The 14,079-nt window shown below is 57.9% G+C and carries 8 protein-coding genes; 4 read left to right on the top strand and 4 right to left on the bottom strand.

Annotated features, from left to right (window positions below; translation table 11 throughout):
- Positions 1 to 109 precede the first annotated feature (109 nt).
- Genes GJG85_RS02320 through GJG85_RS02310 form a run of 3 tightly spaced genes read left to right on the top strand, consistent with a single transcriptional unit; the run spans position 110 to position 2,195 of the window.
- Positions 110 to 1,474, top strand: coding sequence for an integrase family protein (locus GJG85_RS02320; RefSeq protein WP_204383628.1), 1,365 nt, complete (start codon positions 110 to 112; stop codon positions 1,472 to 1,474).
- Positions 1,475 to 1,504: 30 nt separating this feature from the next.
- Entirely contained in the window at positions 1,505 to 1,888 is a 384-nt protein-coding gene (locus tag GJG85_RS02315) for a type II toxin-antitoxin system RelE/ParE family toxin (protein WP_204383626.1), read from the top strand.
- The gene (locus GJG85_RS02310; RefSeq protein WP_009906855.1) at positions 1,872 to 2,195 is read left to right on the top strand and encodes a helix-turn-helix domain-containing protein; all 324 of its coding nucleotides are present in this window, start codon (positions 1,872 to 1,874) and stop codon (positions 2,193 to 2,195) included. The genes GJG85_RS02315 and GJG85_RS02310 overlap by 17 nt, the downstream gene beginning before the upstream one ends.
- A gap of 354 nt (positions 2,196 to 2,549) precedes the next feature.
- Here GJG85_RS02310 and GJG85_RS02305 read toward each other — a convergent pair whose 3' ends face one another.
- The 4 genes from GJG85_RS02305 to GJG85_RS02290 form a co-directional block, all read right to left on the bottom strand.
- Positions 2,550 to 5,384, bottom strand: coding sequence for a DUF499 domain-containing protein (locus GJG85_RS02305; protein WP_204383624.1), 2,835 nt, complete (start codon positions 5,382 to 5,384; stop codon positions 2,550 to 2,552).
- Positions 5,385 to 5,396: 12 nt separating this feature from the next.
- Positions 5,397 to 8,288, bottom strand: a complete 2,892-nt coding sequence (locus GJG85_RS02300; RefSeq protein WP_204383622.1) for a DUF1156 domain-containing protein — start codon at positions 8,286 to 8,288, stop codon at positions 5,397 to 5,399.
- Positions 8,289 to 8,544: 256 nt separating this feature from the next.
- A complete protein-coding gene (locus tag GJG85_RS02295; RefSeq protein WP_204383620.1) occupies positions 8,545 to 12,063 on the bottom strand; it encodes a helicase-related protein in 3,519 nt (1,172 codons plus the stop codon).
- Between the two features lie 42 nt (positions 12,064 to 12,105).
- On the bottom strand, positions 12,106 to 13,002 hold the full coding sequence (locus GJG85_RS02290; protein WP_204383619.1) for a WYL domain-containing protein: 897 nt from the start codon (positions 13,000 to 13,002) through the stop codon (positions 12,106 to 12,108).
- 466 nt (positions 13,003 to 13,468) lie between these two features.
- Between GJG85_RS02290 and GJG85_RS02285 the strand changes: the two genes are divergently transcribed.
- On the top strand, positions 13,469 to 13,987 hold the full coding sequence (locus GJG85_RS02285; protein ID WP_186166583.1) for a hypothetical protein: 519 nt from the start codon (positions 13,469 to 13,471) through the stop codon (positions 13,985 to 13,987).
- The last annotated feature ends 92 nt before the right edge of the window (positions 13,988 to 14,079 follow it).

Genomic DNA, 14,079 nt, shown 5'->3' with positions numbered 1-14,079 from the left:
GGAAATTCGTCACCTTCTTACGTTGACATGGATGCCCTCAAAGTCCGAGAATCGGGTTACACAGCGGTTACATGGAGTGTCCATGTAACCCTCTCCGAGGGCGGTAACGGTGGCGAAGGTCAATTTCACGGCAGGACGCGTAGAAGCGCATAAGTGCCCTGCCGGCAAATCACAGGCATTCATCTGGGATAGCAAGGCTCCCGGTCTCGGCTTGCGTGCAACCAAGGCAGGGGCGAAGGCGTACATCTTCCAGGCGAAGCTCAACGGGGACGCCGTCCGCGTCACGATAGGCGACCCCAGAAGCTGGAACATCGACCAGGCACAGGAGGAGGCGCGCCGCCTGCAGCGCCTCGTTGACGAAGGCATCGATCCGCGCGAACACGCAGCCGAGCAGCGTGCCGCCGTAGCTACGCGAAAGGCCGAAGCCGAGCGCCAAAACGTGACATTTGCCGACGCATGGGCGGCTTACCTGGTCGAGCTTGAAACGAAACCTTCCCCGAAAACGAAGCGCCCGCGCAGCGCGCAGTACATCGAGGACCACCGCAAATTGGCCGCCCCCGGCGGCGAGAAAAAGAAGCGCGGAAAGGGGCTGACCAGCCAAGGCCCGCTGTATCCGCTCATGCCGCTGAAGCTGTCCAACATGACTGGCGATACGATCGCCGGTTGGATGGAAGACGAGGTTGCCGAACGCCCGACGAGCATCGCCTACGCCTACCGCATGTTCAAGGCCTTCGCCGGTTGGTGCGAGGGTCAAGCCAAGTTCAAAGGGCTGTTGCCAGACGACTGCTATTCGTCCCCTAAAGTCACGGCCCTGCTGCCCAGTACGAAGACGCCCGAAGGCGATTGCCTGGAACGCGAACAATTACCGGCGTGGTTCAAGGCGGTACGCGCCTTACCCAATCCCGTGGCCTCCGCCTATCTGCAAGGGGTTCTCATCACCGGTCCACGGCGCGAAGAACTCGCGGAGCTGCAATGGGAAAACGTCGATTTGCGCTGGAACAAGATAAAGCTGCGCGACAAGATCGAAGGCGCCCGTACTATCCCGCTGACGCCCTATTTCCGATCGCTCCTGCTGGAACTGAAGCGTATCAACGAGACACCACCAAGCGTCGCACAACGGAAGGCCATGACAGCGGCAGGCACGCCCTGGCAACCGTCGCCATGGGTATTCCCGAGCAGTGCATCGGAAAGCGGCCACATCGAAGAACCGCGCTATGCCCACGGGACTGCTATCGAACAAGCAGGCCTACCCCATGTGACGTTACAGGGTTTGCGCCGCTCTTTCGGCACGCTGGCCGAGTGGCTGGAGGTTCCGGCCGGTGTCGTGGCTCAAATTCAGGGACACAAGCCTAGCGCCCTGGCTGAGAAGCACTACCGTCGGCGACCGCTCGACTTGCTGCGCCAGTGGCACACCCGCATCGAGGCGTGGATGCTGGAGCAGGCTGGCATCGAATTCGATTCAACCCAACCTTGAAACTATGCCACCAAGTGGCATAATACGAAAATGAAGAGAGTGTTCAAAACCCGGCACTTCCAGCGCTGGATGCGCAAGTCCGGGCTGACGGATGCGGCCTTGTGCGAGGCGGTCGGGGAAATGGTTGCCGGGCTGATCGATGCCGACCTTGGGGGCGGTGTCGTGAAGAAGCGGGTCGGCCTTTCCGGGCGCGGCAAGCGTGGCGGGGCCAGAACGCTCATTGCAACGAACAAGGGAACCCGTTGGTTCTTTGTGTTCGGCTTCGAGAAAAACGAACGCTCGAATATCAGTGACAGCGAACTCGATGCCTTGCAGAGTCTTGCTGTGGATTTGCTTGCCAGAACGTCCGGCCAACTCGACCTTGCGGTGGCCGACGGAACGCTACAGGAGATTTGTCATGGCGACCAAAGCTAAAGCCAAGAGCGCGATCCTTGGTGCCGTTCATGAAACGGCGGCCGATCTGCATCGCCTCGGTTTTATCGACAAGCGGAAGATGCAGAAGTACGAGGCACTCTGCCTCGAACCCGTGCCGGAATACGATGCCGCGAAGATTCGCGCGTTGCGCGCCCGGTTTCATTTGAGCCAGGCGGTGCTTGCTGCCGCGCTCAACACCAGCTCATCGACGGTGCGTAAGTGGGAGATCGGCGATAAGCGGCCAAGCGGACCTTCGCAAAAGCTGCTGAACCTGATTGACAGGAAAGGACTCGAAGCAGTTCTTTAAGCTCGGAGCAACTGTGCCGCCAGTGTCAGGCGGCATACCTGTTCCCTCATGCCCCCAGAAATGCCCCCAAACTGTTCCGGTGCCAACAGAAATCCCAACAAAAGCCTGACCTGCGACTGTGGCCTGCCAGACAAGGTCGTCCTGCTCAAAAAACGTCGCCCGCAACCTGCACGCCATCTGAGGCAACAGGTCTCGGTTGCCCAAGCACATTAGTATTCGCGAAATTCACGACGTCATCGCATCGATTGCTGATGACGTCGTGAACGCGCTGTTTCGGAAAAAAGCCAAGTCTATCCAGCAGCTATCGGTTTCATACCCGTGGGCCACTTGGCTTCTTTACGATATTCGCAGCGATTATTCTGGTTCAAAACTCCCGGGTTTGAATTTGAGCGTGGTGCAGTTCTCCGTTACGGCACGCTGGATTCCGGCATCGAATCCTGTGGGGGATTCAGCCTGGACCTCGACGGTGATCGTTACATTCACGCCGGGACGCACGGTGAATTGCTGAACGACTTCGTCCGCCAGATCAGCAAACTGCCGCTTGGCCTGAATCGGATCGAGGTCAAATACGCCGTAAAATCGTTTGTTGATGGCCTGACTTGCGGTACCCGCTCCAGCGCCAGGCGAGGAAGTCCCGGTTGCCGACGGAGTGCCCTCGCCCGGTGATGTCGTCGTTGCTGCGCCAGTGGTAGCGCTGGCAGCCTGGGCCCGAGAAGCTTCCTCCGCTGCGCGCAATTGCTCCATGTACGCGGCAGCAGCGATCGGCTCAATCAGCAGCAACGACGAGTCTCTGATGAGCGATGTCCGCTTGCCGTAGCTGAAGCCGACATACCGGTCATCTTCCTTGCCCTGCGCAATCCCAAAAAATTCCCGGCTTTCTGCGCCAGCGGCCATCGTGTTGAAAAACACGTCGTCGTCCTTTAGCCGGGGCAAATAGAGCTGCTGGCAGCTTTGTTGCCACACATTCAACGCACTCACGTCCTTGACGTTATCCTTCCAAAACCAGTCCCGCAACAACCTGGCGAGATGGATCGGAGCCCACTCGCCGATCAACAGCTCATTGTCCTTCAGTACGCGTTCGATCTCCTGCGACCAGTTCTGTGCACCGGGATTCAGGGCGAAGTGCTCCCACACGATTTCCGACAAGCCCTTGCCCGGTCGCGCCTCCTGCATAGGTGCCAACAGCCATCTATATGTCTCACGGACCATGCGTTTGACAGTTTCCTCAGCCTGGTCCAGGCTCGCCTGAGCATGTCTTGCCATGAGGTTGTCGAGAACGATGCGGTTATCCTTGTAGTCATTGACGATGCTGCGCCATGCAAGATACGAACGCACGTGATCTTTTAGTCGACTCACACTGTCGTAATCGGCCACCAAGAAAATCAGCCGGTTCTGCCGGAAGCGTGGCTGATCGCCGCGATTCCGGAGAGTCTCGGTCGCGCGATCGATTGCGATGCTCTGACCGCTCTTGCTGAATGCCGCATCGGGAGGCAGGACGACGAGGCGCAATGCCCAGTCGTCGGGCACGTCACCGCTGCTGGTGAAAATGTGCGTGCCACCGAAGATCCCATTGGCGACGCTGCGCTGCACGCGTTCACGGATGGTCGGGAATACATCTTCCCGATCCTGAAACCGGCGTTTACGCTCCTCCATCTCTCGACGCAGGTTAGGCCGAGTATCCAGCCAGAAGCGGTTATTCGCCTCGTTGAGGTAATGCAAGCGATCACCGAGCCGACGCAGGGCATCCTTGAAAAGACTGACCGGCTCCCCCGGCGTGGCAACGCCGAGAATGACGCGTTCCAGGTCGATGCCACGCAAACCCTGGCTGCTGGTATTGGGTGCACTGCCGAGGAATATCGCGCGCGCAGTACGGCGACAGGCCTGCACGCTACCAAACCGAGTATCCCGGTTTTCAAGATCCCACGGCTCCGAACGCTCACCGTCAACGTCCCGCTCGATTACCGGATCCCACCCTTGCGGGAGATAGTAGAGCACCTCGTTGCGCGTCTTGGCTTCCATCAGGGGGAAACTACCAGGCATGATCAGCGGATCATTATTACCGCTCTCCCATAGGCGATGGATGACCGTAGCCATCAGTTTCAGGACGCCTCGGGTACGCTGAAAATTATCGAGCGTCGACCAGTCTTCGTAGAGACGATCAAATACCTCGGGGTGGATGGGGTACGCGCGAACCAGGCGCTCGAAGTATTTGCTGTCCTGCGTTTCCTGTGGGAAATCATTCCGGTTAGCTGTGTAGTAGTCTGCAAATGCTCTGCATACCTGATCTTGGGCCAGCTTGTTATTGATGTTCGAGAAGAGGCGCCGCCGGACGATCTCGAAGGCCTCTTCGGTCGCGATCGGCTTCCACAGAGTGTGAATCCGAGCGAAATAGTGGGACAGCGCTTGCAGTGCTTGCTCGCCCTGCTGGCCGCCCGCCTCCCTGGTCGCCTCGGGCAGCGATGCCAGCAGGACAGCGGTCGGAACAGCCTTCAACGCTTCGGTCAACGCTTGAATGAAACTGAGATTCGTGTCGAAGGTGCCGCCGGTGAGCTTCTCGCCGACATCGAACTGACGCATATAGGCAACCAGCTCATCAATGAGGATCACGCAAGGGGCATAGCGACTGAGCAGCTGTTCGAGAACAGCCTTACCAGGCGATTTTCCAGACGTGTCTGCATCCGCGACGAGCGCGTAGCCTTCGGCGCGACCAAGCTGCCAGGCTAAATCGCCCCATAGGGTGTGGATCTTCAGCCCATCTCGAATAACGGGCTGGCTGGGCGACGACTGGTTGCCGTCAAGCACAGCGACGTGCGCCTTGGGTAACTCATTGATGCCAACGGCATCAAGGATCGGCGGAACGCCCTGCAGGTCACTTGCCGGCGCCTCACCTTTCGCCAGATGGTAGACCGCGAGCATTGTGTGGGTCTTGCCACCACCGAACGCCGTCTGTAGCTGAATCACGGGATCGCCGCCTTTGCCGGCAAGTCGACGGACCACAGAATCGAGCAGCAGGCGCATGCCTTCCGTAATGAAAGTGCGTTGAAAGAATTTTGCCGGGTCCTGATATTCCTCGCTAGCATTGCGCGCATGTACACGCGTGAGGTCAGCAGCAAATTCAGATTGCAGAAAATTCCCCTGCCGCACATCGGAATGCGGTTCAGCAATTTCGCGCCACGGTTTTAGTGTCATGGTTGGTCTCACTCAAATATCGAGTTCACGCTGGGTATTGATCACGCCCGCTTCGCCGGCGGCTTGTTCGATCGCACTCCAGGCTGTGACTAGCTCGTTGTAGGCGCGTGCTTCGTCGGCCCAGCCTTTCCGTTCGCATAGGGTGTAGAGGCGATATGCCAGTGCGCGGATAGGTTCGGCGCGCGCGGGCATGCGAGCGAGCAGCGCACCGGTGATACTTTCACCATCTTGGTTCAACGCACGGATCATCTGGTGTAGTGCTTCCCATATGGGTAAGCGCGTGTCCGTCTCGGGTGACCAGTCGCGTGGCATCTCAGCCCACTTGAGAAGGCGCAGCTCACCCTTGCCGGACTCAACAACGCCAGCAGCTTGTAGGCCAGTAACGCTGGTGCCCTTAGCGCGAGCCAGTACATCAGCATCGCCATATTTACCCGTGGCCCAACCGTGCTGCTCGAACCAGTGCAGGCAGAATTGCGTGTCGTGGTCGAAGTCGTCTTCGGCGAGGAAGCGGTTGATGAGCTGCAGTGCGGTGCGCACACTCATCGGCGTGCCGTCAGCTTCCAACACGGCGGCGTATTGGCTGAAGATCGCCATGCCGGGGCCGATGATAGCTTGAGACAGATCGACGGGCGCGACCGGGCTGTTAACGCCGCCGCGCGTCATCTCATCCAGCGCCTCGGGCAGCACGGTATTGAGTTCACGAATGAACTCACGGCGGCTCGTCGTCGCTGCGGCGGTGTTTCGCTTTCTACAGACCAAGACCACACTTGATGCGAGAGCGTTGGAACTTAGCCCTCTGATACGACTTGATTGCTCACTTCTAAGCGGCCACGTCCCGGTGATGGCGAAACCAGCGTCCAGTACAGCCGCAAGGAATGTCTCCCACCCGGAGCTTGATGTGCCGGCCTCTTCGCTGGTGTCCGATTGCTTGAAAGCATAGTAGATGGTGACCGGAAACGCCGGATGAGCTTGATCAGCCAGACGCTGGATAGCACGCGTCATCCCACCCAAGAAGAAGCTTTCGGCAGCATCAGACCCGCCGTGCCTGGCTGGTGTAGCCACGAGTTCTTCCGCTTTCGGCACCGCAACCGTTGCGAAGATATTGGGAAATATCTCCCTGACGCCTCGCCTGAGCCAAACATAGAAAAAGTCTGAAAGGTCAGCATAGCCAATGTTGTCGTAGTACGGTGGGTCTGTTGAGACCACTTTGCTTGCGCTGGTGGTATTGGTTGATGCGTTCTCCTGCAACGCGAACCCAGCCCGCCCAGATCGGGGCAGGGTCTCAATACAATCTGCGATGTAGCTCGCGGCAGGGAGGAATCCGCCGACTGTGTTTTCCAGCAAGGCAGCTTCCGGAAAATCCCATGTCATGGCGATTGCTTGCTTGCCAAACAGGTTCATTACTTTCTGATTCCCCGGAACCCATCGAGTGACCGTATTCGAGAAATCAGCACACCGATCTACGGCAAATGCAAGATACATTGCGACAGCTTGTGCGTAGGCAAGGGCGCCCGATCCGCCGGCGTCAAGGCCGCGACCATCGCAAAGGAAGCCTTGTGCCAAGGCGTCCTGTTTGACCTTATCAACTACAGACGTGATCAGGCTGGAAAGCGAGTCCAACGTGGCAAGTTGACGAGGAGTGAATAGATCACTCCACTTGCTCATCCCATAGTTTCCGACCCGGAATCCTAGTGCTTGTTGAAAGAACTCGACCTCTGGTCGCCAATGAGATATCGCGCCTTTTGCTGCGGTCTCGTGCTCCTCAGTTGGTGAGAGATACAAACGGCTCTTTGGGCCTTCGGCGACAATTGCCATGAGTCGCTGGCCAATGCGACCTGCTTTGGCTTCGGATTTGATGTACGCGCCGCTGATAGGAGCCTTCGATATAAGGCATAGGAAGTTCGCGCCTTTGCTCCCAACCTTTGTTCCTTTCTCTGCGTCACTCCCCGGCTTTCCAAGAACCACCTTGAATTGATAGCTCTCACCCTGGATCACGGGTTGGACGTAAACCTCTTTCCCTTCTTTGTTCGAAAGAACGAAACTGGAAACCAGCGGCACATCTACATGAGCGAATGCGGGGTTTGGGCTCTTGACTGTACGCGCCCATAGCCATGCGATTGGCTTCAGTTCTTTCCCTTGTAGGTGCGCTAGGTCTGGGCGTTCCGCAACAGCGCCTTTAGTGATCTCGACAAGAGGATAAATTTGCCCCAGTTGCTTCTTAGCACTGGACAGCAACCAAGCGCCATAGCGGCGCACATCCTCGGCCAAGCCCCTCGCTCCGCTCCAGTCGTTGTGCAGCTTTGCCTGCTTTTCATCCGCTGGCACCGGCCCCACTGGCACCCCTCCCACGAAACGCGGCGGGATTTCAATCATGGCCTTGTTGATTGTGACGGCCACTGGATTGAGGTCACTGGCGTAGCTCTCCATGCCCAAACGCTGCGCTTCCAGCGGCAACGCGCCGCCGCCCGCGAAGGGGTCGTGGAATGCGGGGAGTTCGTCGGGATTGAACAGTTCGGCGGCCTGTGGGTGACCCTTGTTCAGTTCGCAGATTTCGCGCCACGAGCGACGGATTTCGACACGTGCGCGCTCCAGCACTTCCTCGTTGTTGGTGTTCTCCCACCGAACCAAGTCTTCGATGATTTTGAACAGCCGCTCGCGCTCGACCTGCGCCTTTTCTTTATTGACGCCGTAACGGAACCCACCGCCCTGCTGGTAGCCGGGATCGTTGACCATCTGCGCAAAAATGACAGCCCGTGCAGCCGCCAGCGGACGCCGCGCCCACCACAAATGGATACCTCGTGGGTGAGCACCAATGCCCGGCATCTTTTCATACGCACATGCGTCATTGATAGCATCCAATGGCAGGGCAACTTCGATGAGTTTTTTGGGGGTTTTGATATTCATTTAATCGTCTTTCTCCCGGCCGGCCTTGCCATCACAATGGCTACCGCCGACTGAGCAACTGTGTTCTCTATCGCCCAGTGTTGTATTCGTCCACCACTGGCACTGTTCGACGCCATCGGAGGCATCGAAGCGATTCGCGTGAAAGTAGTGATCGCCCACCTGACTACGGTTTGGCAGCCCTAGCAGTTGCCATAGTTGGCGGGCTCCCAGCGGCCATCGCAATCCTTAATGCCGATGTGCGCAGTGACATGGTCCGTCATGCGACACGCTCCGCTCTGGTTATCAACTGATCGAGGTCGAGAGTGATACTTGTCACGGCCCATTCCGGCTCTTGCGTGAACGGCTTCGTGACGTAGAACGGCCCTTCGTGTGTTTCACCATCAACAAGGACGATCGCTAGGATAAATTTGTCCGATTGGTTCAAGCCATAGAGGATCTCGTTGCGGGTGACCGTAATCGTAGTTTGCCCCTTGGCTCGCCCCTTAACTTCGATATGCCTGGAGTTAGATACACGGCCGTCGATAGCCGGCGGCAGGCTGGTAATGTCCCATCCGCATTTCTCAGCAGACACGTCGATGACGTCGTGACCAAGTGTGCGCTCGGTGCTCATCACGGCTTCCATCGCGATCCGCTCGACACGCGCCCGCGCATCCGCATCAGCACTCCACCCCGTTTCGCCTTTGCGTTGCAGCAGCAGTCCGGCGGGGACCACGAGCGCGCCGCCTAGTACCACCGGGGTCGCAGAAACAATGTGACGCATAGCCTGCAACTCTTTCTGCCGTGACTCGAGGCGGGCATTGAGGTCGTCGATTGTCCGGCGCACGTTTTCCAGCGTCAGACGAACATCCTTGCCTGCCTGTAGGTCATCCTGCAGTTTGATATACCGATCGGACCAGAAATTGATTTCCTTGACCAGCCGCTCGTGAACGGCATTGAGCGTTTTCTCGACGGATTTTTCTCGGCGACTGCGCACCTCATCAAAGTGTTCTGGCACAAGATGAGACGAGGCATGTGCAAGCGCTGTGTGCTCGAGATCCTTCACGATCCACGGTGCAGACAGAACATCCTGGATTAGCGGCATGTCCGCCGCAGCGAGTGGCTCAAGATCGAGGTGTGGTGCCCAGCCGGCATTGATCGTGTGACCACCAGGGGTGACCTCGACGAACTGCAGGCGTCTGGATACCGCGCGCGACGGATCGCCGCCCTCCCTGACCGAATGGTCAATGATGAACATGACCTTGGGTGTCAAGCCCATATCGGCCGGATCAACCAACACCGCCCCCTGCTTCAGTTTGTTCCGATGCTGCTCGAGCACGAGATCCGTAACCGACTGCATTAACGGATGCGCAGGATGCAGCAGGCTCGCCATCGGCGCACCAGCACGATCGGTCAACCGGACAAATTGTTTCTCGAAACAAACGCGCTCGTAGCGCCGGAGAACCGGATCAGCATTGCGCCGGTCTCGCCCCGCAATCTGACGGTCACGTTCCCGAATGACGGCTGGCACATTCGTGATTTCATATCGGCCGGGTTCACGCTGACGTAGCTCGCCTCCGAGCTGCCGGAACGCTTGGTTGAAGAAGGCACGAATGAAAAAGGGCTGCAATTTGCGCGCTTCCGCCTTCTCCATTTCCTCCTTTACTGCAAAGAGGCGTTTTTCGTCCATGACCTCTTCGCACAACGCATTGCGCTTAATGATGTCTTCCAGGTGTCGGGTATCCAATGCACCCTCGACCTTCTTCAGCAGTCGCGCACGAACCTCGGGATCGTTGCCGTAGCGGATTGCATCAATCAGCAGATCTTTGAGGCTTCGTTCTTCGAACACTTCGCCGAGGATGTCGAACACCCGGCCACCCAGTGCGGCACGCTCAACCTCAATCTTTTCGAAGAGCCGCTGAAAGACGTCGCCTTCGCGGGTTTCGGCGGCCACTATGTTCCAAAGGTGACAGACCTCCGTCTGACCGATACGGTGGATCCGGCCAAAGCGCTGTTCGAGGCGATTCGGATTCCACGGCAAGTCATAGTTGACCATGAGATTAGCGTTCTGCAGGTTCACGCCTTCGCCTGCAGCATCCGTTGCCAGCAGTACACGAACATTCGGGTCATTGCGGAAAAGCTCTTGGATCTTGCGGCGGTCTTCGCGTTTCACACCACCATGGATCATCACCACGGCGTCTTCACTGCCGATCAGGCCACGGATTTTCACGCTCAAGTAGTTCAGCGTGTCGCGGTGCTCGGTGAAGATGATCAGCTTGCGCTGGCGTCCGTCGGTATCATGCATCTCCGGCGTATCCTGCAACAGGCGTGAGAGTTCGTCCCACTTGCGATCCCGCCCCGAGTGAACGACCTGGCGTGCCTGCTCCTCCAGACCTTCGAGGATGAGGATTTCGGTTTCAAGCTCCTGGATGGTCTGAGCAGCTGTTGCTTGATCAACGACCTCCTCCTCGAAATTCTCGTAGTCCTCTGGCGGCAGATCATCGGCCGATTCCCAGATATTTTCGGGAAAACCATTGATGCCGTTCAGCGTTTCCGCAGCCAATTGACCACGCTGGCGCAGTTTCTCATCCTCCACTCGTCGCTTGAGCTTATTGCGCCGACGCTTGAGTGACTGGTAGATTGCCTCGGGACTGGATGCAAGTCTGCGTTGCAGAGCAGTCAGCGCGAAGCCGACCGTGCCCTTTCGACCGCCGTCGAGTTGATCGGCCTTCGCGAATTGGGTCTTCACATAGTCCGTAACCGCTTCGTACAGCGCCGCTTCGGCATCCGAGAGTTTGTAGTTGACCGTATATGCGCGTCGCTCAGGAAACAACGGCGTATTGTCGAACTTGACCAAATCTTCCTTGACCATGCGGCGCATCAGGTCCGTAACATCGACCTTGTGCGCACCGTCGCGAAATTTTCCGTAGAAGCGGTCCGAGTCGAGCAGGGACATGAAGAGCTGGAAATCCTCTTCCTTGCCGTTGTGCGGCGTTGCCGTCATCAGCAGGAAATGGCGTGAAATAGAACCGAGCAGTTCGCCGAGCTGGAAACGCTTGGTCTTGTTGACCTTGTTACCGAAATAATTGGCCGACAGCTTGTGTGCTTCGTCGACCACGACCAGATCCCATTGCGACAGGCGCAGTTTGTCCTGAAGTTCCTCGGACCGGGCGAGCTGGTCGACACGCGCCACCAGCAGGTCGAAATCGTCAAACGGATTGCCACTGCGCGACTGCTCGACACGCTCGCGCGAAAACAGCTCGAACGACAGACCGAACTTCTCGAACATTTCGTCCTGCCACTGCTCGACCAGACTTCCGGGAGCGACGATCAGCACGCGCCTCGCATCGGCGCGCATCAGCAGTTCACGGATCAGCAAGCCTGCCATGATGGTCTTGCCCGCACCCGGATCATCGGCCAAGACATAGCGCAGCGGCTGGCGAGGCAGCATGGACTCGTAGACTGCTGTGATCTGGTGAGGCAGAGGCTCCACGTTGGAGGTATGGACAGCCATCATTGGATCAAACAGGTGCGCGAGATTGATACGGTATGCCTCGGCGGCGAGCTTGAAATCCTCACCCGGCGCATCGAATGCCCAAGGGCGCCCGGCTTCGGCGAGCGACAAGTTGACCTCGTCGGTGCGAAACAGCATCCGCTCGCGCAGCGCACCGTCTGCCGTCTTGTAATAGACGGTGAGTGAATTGTCTCCGGCGGATTCCGTCGTGACGATGCGCACGACTTGCCCTGGCTCAAGGCCCGAGACCGTTGCATTCTTCTGGATCTGCTCAAGCTTCAGCACGGCACACCCCCCTTCCAGTTATTGCCGATGTCTTTATCGCCATCACCATTCGGAGCCCGATGCCCCGTAGCCGGGAGCGAGGGCAAGATTAGTGATGCCATATAGCGCTTGGCGATTGCGCAGCCAAAGATGATGCTCACCGCCCTTGAGGCTGTGGTCCTCGGTGCAGTCCACATCCCAGCGGCGTAGTAGATAGCCGGCCATTGCCGCGCGAGTGCGAACCTTGAGTACGCCGCCCTCCATGCCGTATTCCGCCTCGATGGTATCGGGGTGCTGCACGTTGGCTGGATGAGGCACAAGCTCCAGTTCGGTGATGCGGTTCCACTGGATATCCTGATCTGGCATCTCATGCTCGGCGATTGGACCCGTGACCAGTCGCGCGTCATCAAGACGACCCAGCACGAAGTCGCGGAATTCACCGCTGCGCCGGTCGAATGCTCGGACATGCCAGCGTAATCCGCTGTCGGCGAGCGCGATCGGTACGATCTCTCGAGTTGTCAGGCCACTCGATAACGCACGATAGGAGACTTCCACAGCATCACCACGGTGGATAGCGCGCGTCACAACCGAAAGTATTTCGAGGTCGGCCCTGACGGGCAGACTGGTTCCATCATGGGCGACTAGCCCTTTCCAACGGACGGGTTCAGCGTCGCCGTAGCCTTGGGCGAGCCATCGAAGAACACGCTCGGCAGGAAAATCGAAAACCGGGCGAAACCAAGACGCGCATGCGTAGACCTTGCCGCTAGCGTCGTATTCCATGTTGCGCGGCGCCAGTTCCTTGTATTGCCCAAGGTCTCGCGTTGCGGCTGCGGACTGGATGCCGAAGCGGGTTACGAGATCCTGCCTGCGGATTTCGCCGAGAAAGCGCAGACGCAGCTCGATGAATGCGAGCCGGTCGCGCTGGGCTTGGCTCATCTCGGAAAGACGATCGTTTGACATGGTAGGTAGCTAATGCCAGTAGGCCGCAAGGATAACCATCGCCTAACGATACGTCAACAAGTCGTAAATTGACGCGAACATCGGATCAAAATGATCCGCATCACATCTTTTTGTTATGAGAATGAAAGCTAGCAGTGCTCCCTCATGTCAACCGGCAGGACAAACGACCAGCGATGTGGTTAGCCGTTTGACCGACTGTGCGATCACGAAGCCAGATTACATACTGACGAGAATGCATTAGCGCGCCGCACTGCTCAGCAAATCCGTTGCTCAATGCCCCTCGCGCCGGAAGGATTTGAGTTTTGCGGAATTTAGTCATCTAGATACCCTCGCCCCGCCGCCCATCAGGGTGCACCTCCGGTGCATTCCAGAAAATCTCAGTCACATATCACCTTCCCGAGCTCAGCCATCAAAGGCCTCTCCGCCGAGCCAATCCCGCGTCGGCGCACTTCTCTCAGGAGGTTTCATGTCATTTCCCGCTACCCAGCAAGAACCATTTGCCTACTGCTACGGATATTCGGAATACGGCTTCGGCAAAATCGTCATCGAGTTGAGGAACTACCTGATCAATGCTTTCGGCGACGCCTACATGGGCGACATTCGCATCCGGTGTTCGTTCAGCGATCAGTTCGAGGACGCCTACGCATTTGAGATCGAGTATCACTCGCACATCGGTGCTCGTCTCAATGAACTGCGCACCGCAGCCAGGAAAATGGCGGCGATCAAACGGAAGCTCACCTCCTGCAACGCACTGATGGGCCACACGAACAATTTTCCGGAGTACGCCCGGCGAGTGCTCGTGGCGGCCGGCATTTCGCGCCTGCACGTGGACCAAAGATTCAGGCTGCCGGGTGAATCCTTGTCAGTCAACGCGCTCCCGACGTACGACACGGCGGACGACGATGCCGTCAGGAACGCGATCGGCTCGCTCGTGCAGGAAGGGCTGAAGCAGTACGCGAAGCAACCGACGCAAGGCGATGCGTGACAGCGCTCGATCCCACGGGAGAAAGCAAGAATGCACGCTGAACAGCCTGATTACATCGCCTGTAACGGCCTGCTTCAGCTCTATCCCCACGG

Origin of the sequence: Burkholderia sp. MS389 (assembly GCF_016899425.1) — a bacterium.
In the GTDB taxonomy this organism is placed as follows: domain Bacteria; phylum Pseudomonadota; class Gammaproteobacteria; order Burkholderiales; family Burkholderiaceae; genus Burkholderia; species Burkholderia sola.
Note: the sequence above shows the minus strand (reverse complement) of the source record. Positions and strands in the feature narration are given on the sequence as shown.